The organism is uncultured Gilvimarinus sp. (assembly GCF_963972205.1).
Taxonomy (GTDB): domain Bacteria; phylum Pseudomonadota; class Gammaproteobacteria; order Pseudomonadales; family Cellvibrionaceae; genus Gilvimarinus; species Gilvimarinus japonicus.
Genome location: NZ_CAXAUC010000003.1, coordinates 180,506 through 203,230, shown reverse-complemented (window position 1 = coordinate 203,230; position 22,725 = coordinate 180,506). Strand labels below are relative to the sequence as shown.

The window sequence follows — 22,725 nt, the reverse complement described above, 5'->3', positions numbered from 1 at the left end:
ACTCCAGTGCCGCCCACAAAAAAGCCCTGGATACACCAGGGCTTTTTTGTGGGCGAGCGGTGGGCAGCACAGGTTGGCGGTAAATAGGGCGCCTGATAGGTAATAAACCATTTTATTTGTTATTGATTCTATTTCGTTTATGAGAATATTTGTTGTTTGTGTTATTGTACGCCCCAGTTTTGACCCATAACTGTTTGGAGCGCCTTCGTGAACTATAAACTTCTCCCTCTCTCTGCGGCCGTATTACTGTGTACCCACGCGCAACTCGGCTTGGCTCAGGATGCAGCCAGTGATAACGCACCGCAGACCAGCCCCAAGGAAGGCTCTATTGAAGAAATCACCGTCACCGGTAAGTACAGTGTCGAGCAAACCCTGAGTACGGCAACTGGCCTTGGTTTGACGCTGCAAGAGACGCCTCAATCGGTGTCAATTTTGACCTTTGAGCGGATGCAGGATCAGAACATCACCACTATTTTAGGGGCGGTGAACAACGCCGCGGGCGTTAGCTCGGAAGAGGTCGATAACGTACGCAATAACTTTTACTCGCGCGGGTTTCGTATTGATAGTTACCAGATTGATGGTGTGCCCACCTCGTGGAGCTTAGGGGGCGACTCGGGTGAGACCGTCGCCGATACCGCCATCTACGAGCGGGTAGAGTTTGTCCGTGGCGCCACTGGCTTGTTAACCGGGGTGGGTGATCCATCGGCCTCTATTAATTTGGTGCGCAAACACGCCGACAGCCGTGATTTAGAAGGTTTTGTCGATGTCGCGATAGGCAGTTGGGATGAAAAACGCCTTACCGCCGATGTGGCCACAGGTCTTAATGACAGTGGCAGTGTTCGCGGCCGTGTCGTCGCGCGTTACTTAACCGGCGACTCTCACGTTGATTACTACGAAGACGACAAAAGTGTGTTTTATGGCACGCTAGAGGCGGACTTAACCGATAACACCGTATTAAGCGTGGGTAGCAGCTATCAACACAGTGACCCTAAAAGTACCGTGTGGGGCGCTTTGCCTACCTTCTTCTCCGATGGTAGCAAGGCCGATTGGGACGTTTCTAAAACCACCGCCATGGACTGGAACCGTTGGGAAACCACCAACACCAATTACTTTGCCAGCGTCAATCATATGTTTAATAACGGCTGGGAGCTGCTCGCTAACTACAATCACCTAACCTACGAAAAAGACACCAAGCTGCTTTATGTGTACGGCTCGCTGGATAAAGATACCGGTGCCGGCTTAAACGCGCAGCGCTATCGCAGTGACGGTGAATCTCAGCAAGACAGCTTTGACGTGCAATTAAAAGGCGACTTTGGCCTGTTTAACCAAACCCACGATTTTGTGTTGGGCGCACTTTACAGCGAGCAAGCTGCCGAAACCTTTACTCAATTGCCGTTGGGCGGTGATATGAGTGGGGGCTATGATCGGGTAGATGTTGATAACTTTTACGAGTGGGGCGATTTGTACGAGCCCGAGTGGTCTGACGAGCGCACCCAGTCGCAAGATATCGAGACCGAACAGCGCGGTTATTACGCCGCCACCCGACTCTCGGCGACTGATAAACTCAAGTTTATCCTCGGCGGCCGTGTTGCCACTTGGTTGCGCACTGGCTTTGACTGGAGCGGTAACGTGGATTACGGCAACGAGGATGAATTTATTCCTTACGCCGGCGCGCTGTACGATGTGACTGAAGCCCACCGTGTGTACGCCAGCTACACCGAAATTTTTAAACCGCAAAGCAACCGCGACGTTAACGGCCAGTTTTTAGATCCGTTAATAGGCAAGAGCGCCGAGATCGGTTTAAAAAGCCGCTTCCTGAATGATCGTTTAAACACCACCGTGGCCTTGTTTGATATTCAGCAAGATAACCTGGCGCAGCTGGACACCGATTTTGTCGGCACGCCCGAGCAACCCTCGGCCTACTACCCGGCCGAGGGCGCGCAAAGCCGTGGGGTTGAGTTGGAGGTTGTGGGCCAGCCCATCGATGGTTGGAACATCAATGCCGGTTACTCGCAGTACACGGTCGAGGACGCCAACGGTAATGATCTAAACACCGATATCCCCACCAAGATCTTTAAGCTATTTACCTCGTACGAGTTTGATGGCTCGCTGCAAGGGTTAATGCTGGGCGGTGGTGTTAACTGGCAAAACGAGACCTACTCTGAGGGGACTAACCCCGCCGGTAACCCCGACCGGTTTGAGCAGGATTCGTATGTGCTGGCCAACTTAATGGCGCGCTACAACTTTACCGATGCGCTTAGCATGCAGTTTAACGCCGCCAACATTACCGATGAAAAATACTACTCGCAGGTGGGGCAGTTTAGCTCTTACCGCTACGGCACGCCGCGCAACTACACGCTTAGCTTAAGCTACCGCTTTAACTAAACGCGATAAAAAAACCCAGACCACAACCGTGGCCTGGGTTTTTTTATAAACGGCTGGGTGTGCTCAATCCAGGCTAATGCAGCCTTACCCCTGCAGTCCTTTACTCGCTAAATATTCATCGTAGCTACCCGAAAAGTCGATAATTTTATTATCGCTGATTTCTAAAATACGGGTGGCTACGGACGAGACAAACTCGCGGTCATGGCTGACAAAAATCAAGGTGCCGGGGTAGTTCTCCAGCGCCACATTCAGCGATTCGATTGACTCCATGTCCAGGTGGTTGGTGGGTTCATCCAGCAACATCACGTTGGGCTTTTGCAGAATCAGCCGGCCAAAAATCATGCGGCCTTGCTCACCACCGGATATAACCTGCACGCGCTTGTTGATATCGTCGTTGCCAAACAGTAAGCGCCCCAGTGTGCCGCGAATTAACTGCTCATCGCCGTTTACCGGCTTAAACTGGCTCATCCACTCAAACAGTGTCTCGTTATTGGCAAAGTCGCTGGTGTGGTCTTGGGCGTAGTGGCCGATTTTAACGTTCTCGGACCACTTAACTGTTCCGCTATCGGGGGTAAGCTCGCCCAGCAGGGTACGCAGTAAGGTGGTTTTACCCGCGCCGTTCTCGCCAATAACCGCAATGCGCTCGCCCACTTCAACCATTAAATCAAAAGGCTTAAACAGCGGGCCCTCGTCAAAGCCTTTGGTGAGGTTATGTACCTCAAGGGCTAAACGGTGCAGTTTTTTATCTTGCTCAAAGCGAATAAACGGATTCACCCGGCTAGAGGGTTTAATGTCTTCCAGCTGAATTTTATCGATTTGCTTAGCGCGGGAGGTGGCCTGCTTGGCTTTAGAGGCATTGGCCGAAAAACGGCTGACAAACTGTTGCAGCTCGGCGATTTGGTTTTTCTTTTTGGCGTTATCTGCGTACTGGCGCTCGCGCACGGCGGTGGCCGCCGTCATGTAATCGTCGTAGTTGCCAGGGTAGAGGCGAATCTCGCCGTAATCGACATCGGCCATATGGGTGCACACGCTGTTTAAAAAGTGTCGGTCGTGCGAGATGATCACCATGGTGCTGTTGCGCTGGTTAAGGGTCTCGCTTAACCAGTGAATGGTGTGGATGTCTAGGTTGTTGGTAGGCTCATCCAGCAACAGTACATCTGGGTCCGAGAACAGCGCTTGTGCCAATAGCACCCGCAGCTTCCAGCCGGGGGCGATTTCGCTCATGGGGCCAAAATGCTGCTCGACGCCGATACCCAAGCCAATCAGCAGCTCGCCGGCGCGGGATTCGGCGGTGTAGCCGTCCATCTCGGCAAACTCGGTTTCTAGGTGGGCAACGCGAATACCGTCTTCTTCGCTCATCTCGGGCGAGTTGTAAATGCGGTCGCGCTCTTCTTTTACGGCCCACAGCTCGGCGTGGCCCATAATCACGGTGTCCACCACCGAGTACTGCTCAAAGGCAAACTGATCCTGACGCAGCTTACCGATACGCTCGCCGGGGTCGAGCGAGACGTTGCCGGCGCTCGGCACCAAATCGCCCCCGAGGATCTTCATAAAGGTGGATTTGCCACAGCCATTAGCGCCAATTAAGCCGTAACGGTTGCCGTTGCCGAATTTAACCGAAACGTCTTCAAATAACGGCTTGGCGCCGAATTGCATGGTGATATTGGCGGTAGTGAGCACGGGTAATCCTGTCAGGTGGTGAGGGTGGTTGCGGGGCGCAGATGTTGAGCTGATCTGGGTTATCGCCAAAGGCGCGCGATTGTCCCAGAAGTGGGGGGATACATCAACGGTAAAGGTGTGAAGATGCCGCTAACGCGGGGTTTCAACGTGATACCGGTATTGAGCCGGTATTTAGGCAGTAGCGCCGCCGCAGGCGGAAGCTTTTTATATGCCCGCATCGCCACCCCTCCTTGGCGTGGCGATGCTTGCGCACGCGTCCATGCGTGCTTACCCACTAAAATAGGCTTCCGCTCGGCTGGCTGCAGGGGATTTAACTGCGGTACTTCGTAGCTGGCTGAGCCGACGCAGTACCAGATTATTACTCTACATCGTCATGCCGGCCTTGAGCCGGCATGACGATGGCTTTTTGGCTGCGGAGTGTTTTGGGCGCTATACGACCGCATTAACTGACTGTTGAACTAGTTTTCGCGCCTGCCTTGATGTGTGTACGTCATTGACGTATATTTAAGCAATGTACACCGTTATAGAAACGCCCACCTTTACGGAAGATGCTAAAGAGCTGTGGTCTGAGCAAGACCGAGGCGCATTCTGCGCTTGGTTGGCGGCAAACCCTGAAGTTGGTGATGTCATTCCCGGCAGTGGTGGTTGCCGCAAGGTTCGCTGGCGCAGGCAAGGCAAAGGTAAAAGTGGTGGTGTAAGGGTTATTTACTTCACTCGCCTAGAAAACGGTGAGTTGTGGTTGTGGTGATTTACGCAAAGAGTGCTCGCGGCAATATCCCGGCTCATTTGCTGAAATCCATCCGAGAGGTAATTGAGTATAGCTAAGCAAAATACAATGTCCGGCGAGGAGCTAGGCAACAAGCTTCTGCAGTCTGTGAATGAAATGAAGGCGGGCAAGGCAGCACGAACAACGGAGGTTTCACCCAACGAAGTAGCGGCGGCTCGTATTAAAACCGGACTTTCACAATCACAGTTCGCGCAAGCTTTGCATATATCCCCGCGCACGCTTCAGGAGTGGGAGCAAGGCCGCCGCAAACCCTCGGGCGCGGCTCAAGCGTTAATTCAAATTGCGTTTAGACACCCGGAAGTTATTGCAGAGTCCTTGATGGACGCAGGCTGATTATCTGCCCGTATATCCGAGCGTGGCATTGTTATCTACTGTGTGCTGTAGGTGCCACACGATTACAAAGGTTGATATTACAGTCTTGTGTGCCCTCAGTCGCCGGGCGGGCGAGTCCCTTTTTGTAATGCGACGAAAAAGGGACGAAAAAGCGCACCCCGGCATCTCAGCCCTAACGGGTCCCCTCACTCCAGCCGATTTTAGCGGGCTGCATCGACACGCCGTCCATGGCGTGGCGATGCTTGCGCACGCATCCATGCGTGCTTACCCTCTAAAATAGGCCTGCGCTCGGCTGGCTGCAGGGGCCCAAAAGCGGCAGTTCGTAGTGATGTATGCATCAAGTTCACGGTTCAAGACTTGACCCCAATGTTCTGCTAAATCAAAGACCTGACCCCGATGGTTAGACAGATTTTATGGGCTCGTTAATGGACGAGCGGTCGTTTTTATCGGTCGGAGAGCCACCTTTGGCGGGAGGGCGGAATTAGCCTACTTATTGGGTCTGTGTTATAATGTCAATAGAAAATCGCGACATTAACAAAACTTTACGCAAGGTGGGTGCTTAATATGAGAAGAGAGGGTGGTCGGTGCAGCGGCCCATGCCCAAGCTGAAAAAGGGGAGCCCCTCCTACAAGGCTCCCCTTCTGATGACCTGTACGGTCTCCTTAGGTGGTGGTATTGAGCTTGCTGCCACCGACGCGCATCGGATGCACACTTTTATTATAGGTGTGGCGCGTTCAGAGTCAATAAGCTCGTTTACCAATTAAACGAGAAATTTTTATGAGCAGCTTAACCAATAGGTCCCGCGTAGTCATAAGCGGGGTGTTTGAATGCGAACTGGGTTTGAGTGCCTTGCTATGCGTGTTGAGTTGGTCTGGAGGTGCATATGTCCAGTAATAAATCACAGCATGCGTTTGCGCTGATCAAATTCTTTAGTAAAAAAGAGCATTATTTGAGCTTCAAAAGCGGGACGAGCTTGTTTCGTACCCCTCACTATTATCGTACTTGTGAGGATATTGGCAGGGGGGATAGAAGTGAATCTTGCCTTTTATACTGGGATAAGAAACATGGAGGCACTAAGCCAAAGTTTATAAGGCCAGACGGAACAGATTTAATCAATCAAAAATTACAGAATGTACTCGTTTACCCTGCGGATGAGCCTCACGACGCTTGGATGCAGTCATGGGCCGTAATTGGTCCTCATAACAGCTTTGAGAATTCTTTAGAGCAAATACAACGAGAGTTTGGTTGTTATTTTGTTTTGCTGCCAGCAAGTAAAATCAGGCTTTATTCACGTCTCGTTGAAAAAGCCACTAAAACGAAAGTTAACTATGGGTTGGTGAGATATTCAGATGACCCTATGGAACGCTCATTGACAGTGAAAGATGTCAAATACAGTTATCAAAAAGAGTTTAGGTTTTTCCTGGGGCAATGTTCAAAAGGCGAGCTTCAAGATAGGTTTCTTGAGTTGCCAGGCCTTAATAAGTTGCTACTTAATGGGCAGAGTTTAAAGCTTGCTTCTCCAAACGGTGCTATTAAATATTGCTCAGTTGGTCATAACAGCGTTGTAGCTGTTAACCCTTGAGCGAGAGCATGGAGATGGGCAGAATATTATGGTTCTTCCTATATAAACTTGCCGAGTAAGTTTTAGGGGCCAGGGGTCAGGTCTTTGTTTGTTGACCTCAATACCTTTGATTATTCGGTTTTAGCGTAACTACGAAGCACCGCTTTTAACTCCCCCTGCTGCCAGCCGAGCGGAGGCCTATTTTAGTGGGTAAGTGAGCAGGACGCTCACGCAAGCATCGCCACGCCATGGACGGCGTGTCGATGCGGCCCGCTAAAATTGGCCGGAGCGAGGGAACCCGAAGGGCTGAGATGCCGGGGTGCGCTTTTTCGTCCCTTTTTCGTCGCATTACAAAAAGGGACTCGCCCGCCCGGCGACTGAGGGCACACAAAGCAGTAACCAACCGGTGTAATCGTTTAACACCCAAAGCACAAACCGGCAACAAAGCCCCCGCGCTAAGCGCGGAACCTCTACTTCCCCGGCTCATACCCCAACACAGGACTCAACCACCGCTCCATATCCACCATACTCATACCCTTGCGCTCAGCCAGCGACGCTACCTGATCTTTCTCGATTTTGCCGATGGCAAAGTACTCCGACTCAGGGTGCGAGAAGTACCAGCCAGATACGGCGGCGGTGGGGTACATGGCGTAGTGTTCGGTTAGCTCAAGGCCGGTGTTTTTCTCGGCGTCGAGCAGTTTAAACAGCGTGCCTTTTTCGGTGTGATCGGGGCAGGCGGGGTAGCCGGGGGCGGGGCGTATGCCCTGGTAGCGCTCGCGGATTAAGTCGTCGTTGTCGAGCTGCTCGTCTTGTACGTAGCCCCAAAACTCGGTGCGCACGCGTTTGTGCATGTGCTCGGCCAGTGCCTCGGCTAAACGGTCGGCCAGCGCCTTAACCATAATGCTGTTGTAATCGTCGCCGGCGTCTTTGTATTGTTGGGCCAGCTCTTCGGCGCCGATGCCGGCGGTGACGGCAAAGCCGCCGATGTAGTCTTGTTTGCCCGAGTCTTTAGGTGCGACAAAGTCGGCCAGCGAGTAGTTGGGCTTTTTGTTGCCGGGCTTTTGCTGTTGCTGACGCAGGTGATGCAGGCGTGCCAGTTCGTTGCCGTCATCGTCGTGGACGGCAATGTCGTCGTGGTTGACGGTGTTGGCGGGCCAAAAGCCAATCACGGCGCGGGCTTTTAACAGCTTCTCGTCGATGAGTTTTTTCAGCATCGCTTGCGCATCGGCGAACAAGTTGGTCGCCGCTTCGCCGACGACTTCGTCGGTTAAAATTTTGGGGTACTTGCCGGCTAAATCCCAGCTGATAAAAAACGGCGTCCAGTCGATGGTGTCGAGCAGGTCGGTCAGTGGGTAGTCGTCAAACACTTTAACGCCGGTAAAAGCGGGTTTGGGTGGGGTGTAGTTGTCCCAGTCGGCTTTAAAACCGTGCTCGATGGCGTCGGGGTAGGTGCGCAGGGTGCCGCGCGGTTTGCGGTTGGCGTTGCGTACGCGCACCGCCTCGTACTCGTCTTTGAGCTTGGCGACAAACGGGTCGCGCGCGGTATCCGATAACAAGGTGCTGCACACGCCTACGGCGCGTGAGGCATCGGCCACGTATACCACCTGGTTTAAATCAAACGCCGGGTCAATTTTTACCGCGGTGTGGGCTTTGGAGGTGGTGGCACCGCCAATCAGCAGGGGTTTGTCGACGCCCTGGCGCTCCATCTCGCGGGCGACACTGACCATTTCGTCCAGCGATGGGGTGATTAACCCCGACAAGCCGATGATGTCGCAGTTTTGCTCGATCGCGGTTTGGATGATTTTTTCGCCGGGCACCATAACGCCCATGTCGACCACTTCAAAGTTATTACACTGCAGCACCACGCCGACAATGTTTTTACCAATGTCGTGTACGTCGCCTTTTACGGTGGCCATTAAAATTTTGCCGTTGGGGCGGGCGCCCTCGACTTTTTCGGCTTCGATGTAAGGCTGTAAATAGGCGACCGATTGCTTCATTACGCGGGCCGATTTAACCACCTGGGGCAAGAACATTTTACCGGCGCCGAACAAATCGCCCACCACATTCATGCCGTCCATCAAGGGGCCTTCAATCACATCCAGCGGGCGCTCGGCTTGCTGGCGGGCCTCTTCGGTGTCTTCAATAATGTAAGTAGAGATGCCTTTAACCAGCGAGTGCTCCATGCGTTTTTTAACGTCCCAGCCGCGCCACTCTAAATCTTCTTTTTTGGCCACGCCGCTGCCGCCTTCGCGGTATTTTTCGGCGATATCCAGCAGCGCCTCGGTGCCCTCGTCGGTGCGATTTAAGATTACATCTTCGACTTTGTTGCGCAGCTCGTCCGGTAGGTCGTCGTATACGGCCAGCTGGCTGGCGTTAACGATGCCCATGTTCATGCCGACTTTAATGGCGTGGTACAAAAACACCGAGTGGATCGCCTCGCGCACCGGGTTGTTACCGCGGAACGAGAAAGACACGTTGGATACACCGCCCGATACGCCGGCGTGGGGTAGGTTTTCGCGAATCCACGCGGTGGCCTCGATAAAGTCCACGGCGTAGTTGTTGTGCTCTTCAATACCCGTGGCAACGGCAAAAATATTCGGGTCAAAAATAATGTCTTGGGGCGGGAAGCCCACCTTGTCGACCAACAGCCGGTACGAGCGCTCGCAAATTTCTTTTTTGCGCGCGGCGGTATCGGCCTGGCCCTGTTCGTCAAATGCCATCACCACCACGGCGGCGCCGTAGCGCATGCACAGGCGGGCTTTATCGATAAACTCCTGCTCGCCTTCTTTCATGCTGATGGAGTTAACTATGCCTTTGCCCTGAATGCACTTTAGCCCGGCTTCGATCACCTCCCACTTAGAGGAGTCCACCATAATGGGCACGCGAGAGATATCTGGCTCGCCGGCAATCAGGTTTAAAAAGCGCACCATGGCCGCCTCGGCATCGAGCATGCCTTCGTCCATGTTGATGTCGATGACCTGGGCGCCGCCCTCGACTTGCTCCAGCGCAACTTCCAGCGCGGTGTCGTAATCTTCCTCAACAATCAAACGCTTAAAGCGCGCGGAGCCTGTGACGTTACAGCGCTCGCCCACGTTCACAAACAGTGAATCTTTGGTGATGTTAAACGGCTCAAGCCCCGATAGGCGGCAGGCGGGCTCGATGTCTGGCACTTGGCGCGGGGCGTGTTTGGCAACCGATTCGGCGATGGCCTGAATATGGTCGGGGCGGGTGCCGCAGCAGCCGCCGATAATGTTTAAAAAGCCGGCGCTGGCAAACTCTTCGACAATCACGGCCATTTCGTCGGGCTCTTGATCGTACTCGCCAAACTCGTTGGGCAGGCCGGCGTTGGGGTGCGCCGAGACATAACAGTTGGCGACGCGTGAAAGCTCTTGCACGTACTGGCGCAACTCTTGCGCACCGAGCGCGCAGTTAAGGCCGATGGAGATGGGCTTGGCGTGGGCCAGCGAGTTGTAAAACGCCTCGGTGGTTTGGCCCGAGAGCGTGCGGCCCGAGGCATCGGTAATGGTGCCCGAGATCATAATGGGCAGCTCAAAACCTAATTCGTCAAACACCTCTTGCACGGCAAAAATGGCGGCTTTGGCGTTGAGGGTGTCGAAGATGGTTTCGATAAGAATTAAATCCGAGCCGCCTTCAATCAACGCTTTAGTGGCCTCGATATAGTTCTCGACCAATTGATCGAAGGTGACGTTGCGTGCGCCCGGATCGTTTACGTCGGGTGAGATCGAGCAGGTGCGCGAGGTGGGCCCCAATACCCCGGTCACATAGCGCGGCTTGGCCGGGTTGTCGGCGGTTAACTCGTCGGCCACCTCGCGGGCGATGCGTGCGCCCTGAAAATTTAATTCGTACGCCAGGCTTTCCATGCCGTAATCGGCCATAGACACCTGAGTCGAGTTAAAGGTGTTGGTCTCGATAATATCGGCGCCGGCCTCTAGGTAATCCCGGTGAATTTGCTTCATTAGCTCGGGCTGGGTCAGGTTGAGCAGGTCGTTGTTGCCCTTAACGTCGCTGGGGTAATCGGCAAAGCGCGTGCCGCGATAGTCCGCCTCTGAGAGCTTGAGGCTCTGAATCTGGGTGCCCATGCCGCCGTCGAGCACTAAAATGCGCTCGGTTATGGCTTGTTTTAATTGGGCAATGCGTTGGTCGCGATCGGTAGCACTCATGCAGAAAACCTGTGTCTCAACTTATGTATCGGGTGGTGTAGGCCGGCGACCGGTGCTTTTGGGGCACCGGCTTTGATGCTGGCCGCGCATTTTACCAGTATTTGGCTGACGATAGGGCGCGGATGGCTCGCCCCTGCAAGGGGCGTGTTGGCGTTAACCGAGGGTAATGCTCATTTGCGCGCGGCGAGTCTCGCCTGCGGCTACTTGCCAGGTATCGTTTAGGCAGGCGCCGCGCTCGACACAGACGTAGCCGGTGTGGTTGCCGGGGCCAATATCGTCCACTTTGGCGGCCAGCTCGGCACCGGTGTTCCAAGTCACCACGCTGGGGCACGCGTTGCCCGCTACCTGCAGGCGGCGATTGTGATCGTCAATGGTGACGGGGAGTTGAATATCCTCGTATACGCGGTCTACTTCGCCGGCAAAGGTGACTGGCCCGCTTTGGGTAAAGCGGGCGCCGCCGGCGACTTTATCGGCGTACTCGCGGCCATCCAGGCCTTCGATCCGCACTTGGCTAATATCGCTAACGGCAAAATACGTGTGCATGACCCAGCTGGCATTAAACGCCGATTGGCTATTATTAGTGAGGGCTAGCTCAAGGGTTGGTGTGTCGCCCAGGGTTAGGGTCAGCTCGGCGTTAAAGTCGTGGGCAAATTGAGCGTCGGCTTGGTGTTGTAGCCCCAGCTTTAGACGCGCGCGGCCTTGCTCATCGATGTGAGCGGCCAATAGATCCCACGGTTGGGTGCGGGCAATGCCGTGATTGGGCTGGTTGCTGTCGCTGGGGTGTGGGCCAAACCAGGGCAGGCAAAGCGGAATGCCGCCGCGCAGGCTGGCGCCCTCACTAAAATTGCACTGGGGGCTGACCCACAGCAGCTCGTCACCGCCGGTGGGGGTAAAACGCATTAATTGTGCGCCGTTAAGTGCCAGAGTCGCCTGACATTTAGGGGTGTTAATTTGCAGTAGCGCAAGGCCTGTGCCTGGATTGTGGGGGTAGAGGCTAGCACTGTCGGTCAGTTCGAGAAAATCGCAACGGGCGATGATATCGCTTAAAGAGTCGGTCATGTGGGGCTCGCTGTGGTTTTACATGTGTGGCGTGGCGGCGGCTCTAGTGGTGTAATCTGTCTCGGTTAACCCGGCAGTGGCCGCTCTGTGTCGTCTATTTTAACAAATTCGCGGGCATCGCGCAGGGCATTGGTAACCGGTTTAAGGTTTCGTTATAGGGCGAGTCACAGTATTATGCGCGCCCGTTTAACAATATTGAGGTCAGTGTGTCGCAAACAGCAGTTACTGTCGGTCAACGCTATGTGAGTGATACTGAGCCCGAGCTGGGTTTGGGTGTTGTGTTACAAGTCAGTGGCGGTACGGTGGATATCGGGTTTCCCGCCGCCGAACAACGTCGCACTTATTCACTGCAAGAGGCGCCCCTAAGCCGGGTGCGCTACGCCGAGGGCGAGCGCGTTAAGCATCAAGCAGGGCAGTGGCTGGTGGTGCAGCAAGTGATCGAGCAGGGCGGTTGTTTGTTGTATCAAGCCCTAAGCGACGACGGCGAGGTTATTGCCGTTCCCGAGTTTGAGCTCGACAGTTTTGTGCAGTTTAGTAAGCCGCGCGAGCGTTTGTTCTCGGGGCAGGTTGACCGCAGTAACCACTTTGCTTTGCGCTATCGCAGTCAAAACCTGCGACACCAGATTCAAAGCAGCGATGTGTTTGGCCTGGCCGGGCCTAAAGTGTCGCTGTTGCCCCACCAGATGTATATTGCCGAGCAAGTGGCCAGCCGCTTTGCCCCGCGGGTATTGCTGGCCGATGAAGTCGGCCTGGGTAAAACCATTGAGGCGGGCCTAATTTTGCACCGCCAGTTGCTTACCGGGCGCACCCAGCGCGCTTTGGTGGTGGTGCCGCCAGCTTTGCTGCATCAGTGGCTGGTCGAGATGCTGCGCCGCTTTAACCTGTCGTTTACCTTACTTGATGAAGAGCGCTGCCAGGCGCTGGATGGTTCGGGCGATGAGATGCTCGACTTTGAGATGGACGACGATCAGTTTTTAGACAGTCTGGAGCAAGAAGACGACGAGGTTAACCCGTTTGAGACGGCGCAGTTGGTGTTGTGCTCGTTAGATTTTTTAACGGGCAACGAGCAACGCTTAAAGCAGGCACTGGCGGCCGACTGGGACATGCTGCTGGTGGACGAGGCGCATCACCTAAGCTGGAGCCCAAGCCACGCCAGCGACGAGTATGTGGCCATCGAGCAGTTGGCCGAGCGCGCTAAAGGTTTGTTGCTGTTAACGGCCACGCCCGAGCAGCTGGGGCTTGAGAGCCACTTTGCCCGACTGCGGCTGTTAGACCCCAGCCGTTATTACGACTTTGAAACCTTTATAGCCGAGCAACAAAGCTATAAACCGTTAAGCGACTTGGTTGAGCAAATACTGGCTGAGCGGCCCGAGGACACCGACGCCAGCGGCAGCTTGCCTGCACAGCAGTGGACGGCGCTCGCCGAGTATCTGGACGCCGACGCCATTGCCAGCGCCAAACAAAAGGCCCAGCAGCAATCGCTGGCCGCTGCCATTGATGAGTTGGTAACGGTATTGCTCGACCGTCACGGCACAGGCCGGGTGTTGCTGCGCAATACGCGCCACGCGGTAAAGGGCTTTCCGACCCGCCACTTGCACGAGCACCCCATTGCGTTAGCGGCGCCCGATGCCAGCGCCCTGGGCGAGCGTGAGCTGAGTACGCAATTACACCCCGAGTACTACTGGGCCGACCAAGGCGATTGGTGGTTGCATGACCCACGTGTGCTCTGGTTAAAAGAGTTTGTTAAAGCCCGTCGCGGCCAAAAAACCTTGGTGATTTGCGCCGATGGCGATACCGCGCAAGAGCTAGAGTTGTATTTGCGGCTGCGCCAGGGCGTTGCCTCGGCGGTTTTTCACGAGAGCATGAACCTAATTGCCCGCGACCGCGCTGCGGCGTATTTTGCCGATATGGAAGACGGCGCCCAGGTGCTGATCGCCTCTGAGATCGGCAGTGAAGGGCGCAACTTTCAATTCGCGCAAGATTTAGTGTTGTTTGATTTACCCCTTAACCCCGATTTATTAGAGCAGCGTATCGGCCGCTTAGACCGTATTGGGCAAGCTGGCGAGATCCACCTGCACGTACCCCTGTACACCGCGCCCGAGGGGTTAACCGCACAAGAAAAACTGGCCCGTTGGTACCACGAGGGCATTAACGCGTTTACCCATACCTGCGCCATTGGCCACGCCGCGTTTAACCGCTTTGGCGATGCGCTAACACAAGCCATGCGCACGGACAGCGGTGAGGCGCTTAACACCTTAGTCGATGAAACGGCGAGTTTCTCGCAGGCGCTCAATGCTGAGTTGCAAGCGGGCCGCGATCGTTTGCTTGAGCTAAACTCCTGTCGCCCACAAGTGGCAGCGCAATTAGTCGAGCAGCTACAGCAACAAGACGAGGGCGCGGTTCTGCCCGAGTTTTTAATGCGTGTGCTGGACAGCTTTAATGTCGAATACGAGCGCCACAGCGAAAACAGCTGGGTGCTGCACCCGGGCGAACATATGCGGGTTGATCCGTTTCCGGGCTTACCCGAGTCTGGCTTAACCATTACCTTTGATCGCCAGCAAGCGCTGGAGCGCGATGACATTAGCTTTGCCACCTGGGAGCATCCACTGGTAAGCGGCGCGATGGAGTTAATCCTCGATACTGAGTTTGGTAATACGGCGGTGGCCACCTTAAAACTACCACCGTTAAAGCCCGGCACGCTCATGGTGGAGGCAGTATTTTGTTTACATTGCCCAGCGCCGCCACAGCTGCAATTAACCCGTTATTTACAAGACGCGGTGATGCGAGTGCTGTTGGATGTAAACGGCAAAAATTTTGCGGCGGTGCTCAGCCCCGATAAACTGGCCAAAGTGGTGCAAAAAGTACCGCGCGCCACCTCGCAAGAGTTAGTGCGACATTCGCGCGCACAAATTGCCACCTTGCTCGACAGCGCCGAAGAGATGATGGCCCCCGAGCGCGATGTGCAGGTTAATGCCGCCCTCGATAGTGCCAGGCAATTGTTGGGCGCCGAAATTACCCGGCTGCAAGACTTGGCTAAGGTGAACCCCAATGTGCGCCAAACCGAGATCGAGCAATTACAACAGCAGCTAGACGAAACCGTTGCACACCTTGAGCAAGCGAGCCTCAAGCTCGATGCGGTTCGGGTGATTGTGGCGGTATAAATTGGAAACGGGAAACGGGAAACGGGAAACGAAGAACGGAGTATGGGGTATTGGTCTTTTACTTTCGTTCTCCATAAACCGTTATCCGTACTCCGGCTACACACTTAATGACTGAGGCACCTATGTACATATTCTCCGCCGACGCCACCGCGCGCAAGGACATTGATGAAGACGTAAAAGCCGGCAAAACCGTGCCTTTTATTGTTTACATTAATTTTACCGATCTGTTTGGTGCAGAGCAGTTGTGCAAAATTTATTTGATGCGCGCCGGCTTTACCGATATCAACATCAGCAAGCGCAAAGGCGTGCCAGCCTCATTGCTCGAGGACAAGCGCGTCGTCGCGGCCGATAAAGCCTTAAGCGAAGCGCTTGAAGGCGGTTATCACATACAGATGTACGACGACTTTTAACCAGATACCTGTGGTCTCTATGTAAAATAAAAACCAGTCCCAGCGCATTTTATTTATGCGCTGGGGCTACGCCCCTAGCCCCACTGTCGCTAGGCGCTGGCGGGCAAACATCCTACCGCTACTTGTTTATTAACGACTTTGCGTGAGTCAGATAGTGAATGCTTCACTGGATTTGAGGGTTGCTAAGGCAGCCCCACACCACAAAATACGGGTTCAGCTTGTTATGCGGGGTGGCATAGCAAAGCGGCTCGCCGTCCGTGGTTTCTACTCGGCCGCCGGCTTGCTCTACCACCGCCTGGGCCGCGCCGGTATCCCACAGGCAGGTGGGGCCGAGCCGGGGGTAGACATCGGCGGCCCCCTCGGCCACCAAGCACAGCTTGAGCGAACTGCCCATTGGCATCATATCGTGGGCGCCCAGTTTTTCTAACCATTCAGCTAGGTCTGGGCTTGGGTGAGAGCGGCTGCCCACGACTCGCCAAGCAATGCCTTGGTTGGGTTTGCCGGCCACTCGAATCGGCTCCTTCTTGCCATCCTTGACCTTAAAGGCACCCACGCCCTCTGCAGCCAGATAGCTAACCTCAAGCGCCGGCGCCACCACAACTCCCAGCACTGGCCTGCCGTTTACGATCAAGGCAATATTAACGGTGAACTCGCCGTTACGTTTGATAAACTCCTTAGTGCCATCCAGTGGGTCGACCAGCCAGTAGCGACCGGTGGCATCGGTGCCGGCAAAACCCTCGATATCCTCCTCAGAGAGCACCGGGATAGCCTCGGGAAGCGCCGTAAGGCCTCCCATAATGATATCGTGGGCGGCTTGATCTGCCTCGGTCAGCGGGCTTTTGTCTTCTTTTTCCTCCACCGAAAATTCGCGGGAGTAAATGGCCATAATGGCATCGCCGGCTTGCAGGGCGATACGCTCAACGCTGGTGAGCAGTTCGGAATAATTCAGTGACATATATGGCTCGCAAATAAACCTATCTAGGGAGAATTTTGTATTTCTAGAGGTGCACTAAGCCAAAGCGTCAAGAATACGCTTTACGCTATCGGCAACAGAAAGCTCGGCGGTATTGATCACCACCTCAGGGTTTTCTGGCACCTCATAAGGGTCGCTAACGCCAGTAAACTGTTTGATTACACCTGCACGGGCTTTTTTGTAGAGCCCTTTAGGGGCACGCTCTTCGCACACGGCCAATGGGGTTTCTAGGTGAACCTCAAGAAACTGATTGTGGTTAAAGATGGAGCGCACCATTTGCCTATCTCTGTTGAACGGTGAAATAAAAGCACAAATAACGACGAGGCCGGCATCGGTCATTAGTTTGGCGATCTCGCCAACTCGGCGGATGTTCTCCGCACGGTCCGCTTCGGTCATGCCCAAGTCTTTGTTTAAACCGTGCCGAACATTATCGCCATTAAGCAGAAATGATTTGATACCGTTGGTATGAAACGTCGCATCGAGTGCATTGGCAATAGTGCTTTTGCCCGAGCCAGATAGCCCGGTAAGCCAAATGCATCGAGGCTGCTGAGCCATTAGCTCTGCGCGGGCAGCGTTGCTGACGGTACACCGATGCCATACCGCGTTAGAGGGTAGGGTAATGTCTTTGAGTTGGTAGGGGGTGTTTGGCTTACTCATACCGCTTCTCGTTCAGGTTGTTTAATGTATTGTGCATGTCATTACGTTAGCCTTACTCGAGTTGTTATTTTTGCTAAAAGCACGGGCTTTCGCCTTGTGCTAATGACGCCCATACTTGTCTTCGAAGCGCACAATGTCGTCTTCTCCTAGGTAAGCCCCGCTTTGAACCTCAATAAGCTGTAGTGGTATTTGACCGGGGTTTTCCAGTGCGTGAACGCTCCCGACGGGGATGTAAACAGATTGATTTTCTGTAACCAAGGTGGTGTTGTCATCGATAGTGACCTTGGCGGTACCAGAGACGACAATCCAGTGCTCGGCGCGGTGGTGGTGCATTTGCACCGATAACTTTTCTCCCGGCTTTACCGTAATACGCTTTACTTGATACCGATCGCCACTATCGATGGACTCATACTTACCCCATGGCCGATACGCCTCTCGGTGCAACCGATGCTCGGTTCGCCCAGAGGCTTTTAACGATTGCACCACGGCTTTAACATCCTGAACCTGGTTTTTCGCGGCCACCAATAAGGCATCTTTTGTTTGCACAACCACTATGCCATCCAGCCCCACCGTGCTGACTAACGCATTCTCAGCAAACACATAGGTATCGCGGCTGTTGTGCTGAATCACGTCACCCTTACTGGTGTTGCCTGAGTCGTCCTTTTTGGCAACGTCGGCCATAGACGACCAAGAGCCTACATCACTCCACCCGACATCCAGAGGAAATACAATCGCGCGATCGGTATGCTCCATCACGGCATAATCAATGGATTCAGAAGGGCAAAGATAAAATGCCTCTTTGTTGACTCGAATAAAATCCAGGTCCTCTTCTGGGCTAGCAAAAGCCGCTTGGCAGGCTTGGTATATCTCGGGTCGGTGCTGAGCCAGCTCCTCCAAGTAGCGATCGGCCCGAAACAAAAACATACCGCTGTTCCAGTAGTAGTCACCACTGGCTAAATAAGCCTTGGCGGTCTCTAAATCTGGTTTCTCGACAAAACTTTTAACCGTCTGGCCAAGCTCACCACCCGCGTCACCCCTAATATAGCCATAACCTGTTTCAGGGTAGCTGGGAATCACGCCAAAGGTTACCAAATCGCCTCGCTGCGCAGCAATTGTGGCCTTTTTTACGATGTCGCGAAATGAGTCGGCATCGTTAATCACATGATCGGCTGGCAACACCAACAAAACGGCTTCGGGGTCTGACTCCAGCGCAGTAAAAGCCGCCAGCGCAATCGCGGGGGCGGTATTTTTACCCGCAGGCTCCAAAATAATATTATGATCGAGCTGGCCGATTTGGCGCAGCTGCTCGGCCGCTAAAAAGCGGTGCTCCTCGTTACAGACCAAAATAGAGGTTCTGGGGTTTAGTCCGTCTAACCTCTGCAGCGTTTCTTGTAACAAAGTGTATTCACCCACTAAAGGTAAAAACTGTTTGGGATACAACTCCCTAGACATTGGCCAGAGGCGGCTGCCAGAGCCTCCGGACAGAACTACAGGAAAAATCATGTAACTGCTTCCTCGCTAAGTAATTTTTTAGCTGTATAAATTTTAAAAAAGGTGAACATCACTTAATTCTAAGGCTTCTCGCCAAGTTAACTTGATCTGCTAAGGTCAATTTGACGTGGCTTGCTCCTATAGCTTCTGGAGGTTAATCCCTCAGCGGGTTACAGCATCTGGCGCTTAACAGTGGTATTTTGCGAAAAAGACTTTCGCACAAAAATCGCTTTTGTCAGACCTATATCATGTGGTCAATAACACTTTCTCAAAGTGAGCCTAGCCAAGTATTGAAGAGTGACTCCTTCATTACCTTGGATAGATGCCTAGAAAACTCCACACTATAATGATGTTTATCCCAACTAAAGGGTTTATCGGCAATAAATATTGGGCAGTCAGAATCGTTCGAGCAGGCATCATTTTTTATGCTGACAAAGTCAATAGAGTATTTTTTAGCTATCGACACCATTAACGTATCGTAATTGATGAATTTTTCCGCAGTAAAAAGGTTGTTTTTAACGAGCTTTTCAACGCTCTTTTGATTGTTATGCTTTAGGTAATAGTCTGACACTTTGTCTTTAACTTTAATGTAATTACCCAAAATAATGACGTTTGACATTCCGTTATTTTTTAGATGCTTTACATACGCTTCTATGTATCTTGGGTCTGCCATTAAAGTCATTATAATTACGCCATCTATTCCTTTTAGCGCATCTTTTGAGTAGCGGATTTTACTTATCTTCTTAAATCGTTCGGGGTGTCTTGTTTCGGCAGCTTGTTTGGGTGTCATAGGGGCGCAACCACCGCAATTGCTAATAATATATCTAAAGTTGGGGAAGGCATTTCCCACTATTCGCGTGGCATCTGGCGCCATGCTGTCTCCAACGATTAGTATGTTCTTTTTGTCTGCCGATGTATTACAACCTCTGTGATCCAGCGTATCGGTCTCTCTTATTGGTTGGCATACTTCAAAACCGTCACCCCATATCAACCTTTTGTGCATTTCAGCTTTTATGTCAATTTCCTGAGCTTTACCAGTCTCCATCATGCTAAAAGCTGTTAGCGAGATAAATGCCGTCATAAAAGCGGAAGTTAATAGAAATGGTTTGATTTTTATCATCCTTTTGTTTCTGAATGGTTGTTCGACTAACACGTAAGACGCCAGCGAAAAAGCAAAAGTAAGCAGTAGCCATAGCGCTTTATTTTGCCATGTGGGTGTTGCCTCAATAATACGGCCAAACGCAAATATTGGATAATGCCAAAGGTATAGTGAGTAAGAAATTAATCCAATGCCAACAAATAACTTACTAGACAGTACCTTTGTAAATAGCTCATCTCTATTGCCAAACCATATAATAAGGACCGTACCGAGAACCGGTAACAGGGTAATAAAGCCTGGGTGGTTTGATTCAAAATCAACAAAAAATAGTGAATGGATGATAAGAAACAAGCCAATAAATGGCATTGCTTTTTTGAGCAGGGTGTCGTTTTTTGCTTTTGGGTGATAATACAGAATATTGGCTAGTAGGCTTCCCGTTAAAAGCTCCCAAAACCGGGTTGGCAACATATAGAAAGAGAATGAGTGATCAATAGGCGTGATGTACACTGCGAATTGCAGGCTGAGCAACAGCAAGGCTAGCAAAATTGTTACTGTATGCGATTTACACCATTTATATATTGTCAGTAATATTAATGGAAAAAATATGTAGTACTGCTCTTCAATGGCTAATGTCCAGGTGTGAAGCAATGGTTTTAGCTGTGCCGACTCGGCACCATATTCTTGCAGGCCTATGTGCCAATAAAAGTTAGAGCCAAATGCCAATGTACTAAGTACAGATTTGGCAAAATCTTCAAGCTGTGAGGGAAGTAAAAGGTACCAAGCCACAGGAAAAGAGAACAAAATAACCGTGAATAGCGCGGGCAGAAGCCTTCTAGCCCGCCTTTCATAAAAGTTCCCCAAAGAAAAGCCCTGTGGGCTGTGATATTCCGACATAATGATAGAAGTAATCAAAAAGCCCGAAATCACAAAAAAGATATCAACGCCTAAAAAGCCCCCCTTTAATAACTGCCTACCACCTAACACCACCTCAAGGTGGTAGGCGATGACGGCCAATACCGCAATTGTTCTCAGTCCATCGATTTCTGGTCTATAGGCTAGCTTCACTTGTACAAACTCATTATGTATAGGTTTTGTTGTCGTTGTTTGATTTAAACAGACTTAGGGTATCAAAGGACGCTACACATCAATTTGGCTTGATGCGTTCAAGGCCGATTTTGAGCAACCGGCCTCCAGCAACTGTGGAATCAGTGCCAGAGCATCCTGGTAGAGCTGTTTGTTGCACATCTCATCAAACTTAAACAGCAACGCTGCCAATGCCACCGCTGGTGCATCAACCGACTTTAATTCTGGGCGTTGCTCCGCCGCTCGCTGCAGTCCGTGGGGTAGGTCTGCCAAACTCTCCTTACCGAGCGGCCAACCAATACCTAGCGGTTCTAGTCTCCAGTTGCCCCAGTAAGTTACCCGCAGTTCACCTTCGGCGTTTTGCAGTAATGTATTTACAGTAATACTGGGGTTCACCACTACCAAAGGTAAAGTTTTAAGTGTCGCCAACATGGTGGGTAAGCGCTCTTCTAGTTCACGCACTAGAGGCCTGTCGTCATTGCCAGCAGCCATATATAAGCGCTCGATTACGGATGCATCTAAGCGCTGCCATAACATTGGATGCGAACGAGCATAGCGGGCAGCCAAATCCTCTGGTGGTGTATATTCCCACAGCGCGGTAAGGTAGTGCTTTAAATGTTTTATCGGATTAACACTTACGAATCCGCTAGGCAGCGATAAAATGTGACAATGCCACTTTCCTACCTGCCCGGTAGCAAGCAAAGGCAAGGCGGGCAAATGCTCGCTGGTGTCGTCCAATAGTAGTGTTGCTTCATGGCTGGCTAGGAGTGAGGGGGTTCTACCGTACAGGCGGATCAAATACCGTCCCAATAGGGTATCTTCAGAGTCGTGCGCTTCAATCTCTAGCGCCACCAGGTCATTCACCCCGGTTTGATGCCAGTTTATACGCAGCCGCTCTGGGGTTATAGAGAGCTGCTCGATCAGTAACTCTCGCAGCCAGCCCTCTCGGGCCTGCGGCGCAAACAGTGTCCAAAACTCCATTTGTTGATCGTCAGCTTGCGTGAGGGCGTGGCCTTTAAAAAACAAAGCGTTTAATTTACGGCGATTTGTATACAAAGCGATGATGGCCGCCACTAGTTGCTTTTTTCTGTTAAAGGCCTGTCGTGCGAGTAGCACGGATATAATGGCAAACAAAAAGCCCTGGGCCGCCCCGGATAAAAACTCCACGACTAACAGAAGGAAAGCCATTAAAAAGCCCACTGCCGTTAAAATAGGCACCAAAGAGGTTAGGTTATCCTCAATACGCTGGCGCAATGTGCTATTGACCTTGTAAGCTAATCCAATGCCTAGTAAACACAATACGGTGTAACTTATCACTAGTATGCACAAAGAGGGAAAGACAAACCCAAGGGCGACCCATACACACGCAATAAAAACGGTATTTGCCAAACCGCCCGCGTAGCGGCGGTAGCTAGAGGCGGCTAGATCATCTTGGTTTTCAAACAAAACAATTTTCTTGCTTTGTGCTAGAAGGCGTTTGGCGCCAAGATTTGACGCCCAGTGAATCAATCTCTCGCTAGCTAGGTGAAGCAGATAAAAAGCTGGCGTCGCAATACACAGAGATATAATTAAGGTGTCGCGATCTAATTGGATAAAGTCTTGCGACAAATAACGTGGAACACCATCAGACCCGATAAGAATTAACACCTTAAGGGGTAAGAGAGACGCAAGCAGCATAGACACCTGTGAGACCAGCGTGGCCGGAATCACAAACAGCGTAGGACCCGGTGCGACCCGAAAGAACTTAGCTCCCAGAGACCCAAGCCAACGAAAACTGGCAAAAACGGTATCAAACAACGCTACTCTCCTAGCCTCAGCGGCGTAAAAACTGCTTATTGTAAGCCCTTTTTGGGCTTTAAACTATA

14 protein-coding genes are annotated in these 22,725 nt (G+C 52.3%); 6 read left to right on the top strand and 8 right to left on the bottom strand.

The window, feature by feature from the left end; genetic code table 11:
• Nucleotides 1-207 precede the first annotated feature (207 nt).
• Entirely contained in the window at nucleotides 208-2,385 is a 2,178-nt protein-coding gene (locus AACY82_RS07850; protein ID WP_339616238.1) for a TonB-dependent siderophore receptor, read from the top strand.
• Between the two features lie 84 nt (nucleotides 2,386-2,469).
• Here AACY82_RS07850 and AACY82_RS07845 read toward each other — a convergent pair whose 3' ends face one another.
• Entirely contained in the window at nucleotides 2,470-4,065 is a 1,596-nt protein-coding gene (locus AACY82_RS07845) for an ABC-F family ATPase (protein WP_339616237.1), read from the bottom strand.
• A gap of 511 nt (nucleotides 4,066-4,576) precedes the next feature.
• On the opposite strand from AACY82_RS07845, the gene AACY82_RS07840 reads away from it, so the two are divergent.
• The 3 genes from AACY82_RS07840 to AACY82_RS07830 all read left to right on the top strand — a co-directional run bounded on the left by AACY82_RS07840 (nucleotide 4,577) and on the right by AACY82_RS07830 (nucleotide 6,767).
• Nucleotides 4,577-4,813, top strand: coding sequence for a transcriptional regulator (locus AACY82_RS07840; protein ID WP_339616235.1), 237 nt, complete (start codon nucleotides 4,577-4,579; stop codon nucleotides 4,811-4,813).
• Between the two features lie 87 nt (nucleotides 4,814-4,900).
• Nucleotides 4,901-5,185 carry a helix-turn-helix domain-containing protein gene (locus AACY82_RS07835; protein ID WP_339616234.1) on the top strand — a complete coding sequence of 95 codons (285 nt, stop codon included), beginning with the start codon at nucleotides 4,901-4,903 and terminating at the stop codon, nucleotides 5,183-5,185.
• 883 nt (nucleotides 5,186-6,068) lie between these two features.
• Nucleotides 6,069-6,767 (top strand): hypothetical protein, encoded by a 699-nt coding sequence (locus AACY82_RS07830; RefSeq protein WP_339616233.1) that lies wholly within the window; start codon nucleotides 6,069-6,071, stop codon nucleotides 6,765-6,767.
• A 449-nt stretch (nucleotides 6,768-7,216) separates the two neighbouring features.
• Here AACY82_RS07830 and metH read toward each other — a convergent pair whose 3' ends face one another.
• Both metH and AACY82_RS07820 read right to left on the bottom strand, forming a co-directional pair.
• Nucleotides 7,217-10,927, bottom strand: coding sequence for a methionine synthase (metH, locus tag AACY82_RS07825; protein WP_339616232.1), 3,711 nt, complete (start codon nucleotides 10,925-10,927; stop codon nucleotides 7,217-7,219).
• A gap of 153 nt (nucleotides 10,928-11,080) precedes the next feature.
• Nucleotides 11,081-11,986: a D-hexose-6-phosphate mutarotase gene (locus AACY82_RS07820; RefSeq protein WP_339616231.1), complete on the bottom strand. Its 906-nt coding sequence runs from the start codon at nucleotides 11,984-11,986 to the stop codon at nucleotides 11,081-11,083.
• A gap of 206 nt (nucleotides 11,987-12,192) precedes the next feature.
• Between AACY82_RS07820 and rapA the strand changes: the two genes are divergently transcribed.
• On the top strand, nucleotides 12,193-15,147 hold the full coding sequence (rapA, locus tag AACY82_RS07815; protein ID WP_339616230.1) for an RNA polymerase-associated protein RapA: 2,955 nt from the start codon (nucleotides 12,193-12,195) through the stop codon (nucleotides 15,145-15,147).
• A 122-nt stretch (nucleotides 15,148-15,269) separates the two neighbouring features.
• Nucleotides 15,270-15,557 carry a hypothetical protein gene (locus AACY82_RS07810; RefSeq protein WP_339616229.1) on the top strand — a complete coding sequence of 96 codons (288 nt, stop codon included), beginning with the start codon at nucleotides 15,270-15,272 and terminating at the stop codon, nucleotides 15,555-15,557.
• Between the two features lie 163 nt (nucleotides 15,558-15,720).
• Here the strand turns inward: AACY82_RS07810 and cysQ are convergent, their stop codons facing one another.
• The 5 genes from cysQ to AACY82_RS07785 form a co-directional block, all read right to left on the bottom strand.
• The gene (gene cysQ / locus AACY82_RS07805) at nucleotides 15,721-16,512 is read right to left on the bottom strand and encodes a 3'(2'),5'-bisphosphate nucleotidase CysQ (protein WP_339616228.1); all 792 of its coding nucleotides are present in this window, start codon (nucleotides 16,510-16,512) and stop codon (nucleotides 15,721-15,723) included.
• A 54-nt stretch (nucleotides 16,513-16,566) separates the two neighbouring features.
• Nucleotides 16,567-17,187 carry an adenylyl-sulfate kinase gene (gene cysC / locus AACY82_RS07800; RefSeq protein WP_339616227.1) on the bottom strand — a complete coding sequence of 207 codons (621 nt, stop codon included), beginning with the start codon at nucleotides 17,185-17,187 and terminating at the stop codon, nucleotides 16,567-16,569.
• A 99-nt stretch (nucleotides 17,188-17,286) separates the two neighbouring features.
• Nucleotides 17,287-18,690 carry a mannose-1-phosphate guanylyltransferase/mannose-6-phosphate isomerase gene (locus AACY82_RS07795; protein ID WP_339616226.1) on the bottom strand — a complete coding sequence of 468 codons (1,404 nt, stop codon included), beginning with the start codon at nucleotides 18,688-18,690 and terminating at the stop codon, nucleotides 17,287-17,289.
• Between the two features lie 256 nt (nucleotides 18,691-18,946).
• Nucleotides 18,947-20,842: an acyltransferase family protein gene (locus AACY82_RS07790; protein WP_339616225.1), complete on the bottom strand. Its 1,896-nt coding sequence runs from the start codon at nucleotides 20,840-20,842 to the stop codon at nucleotides 18,947-18,949.
• A 72-nt stretch (nucleotides 20,843-20,914) separates the two neighbouring features.
• On the bottom strand, nucleotides 20,915-22,657 hold the full coding sequence (locus AACY82_RS07785; protein WP_339616224.1) for a hypothetical protein: 1,743 nt from the start codon (nucleotides 22,655-22,657) through the stop codon (nucleotides 20,915-20,917).
• Nucleotides 22,658-22,725 lie beyond the last annotated feature (68 nt).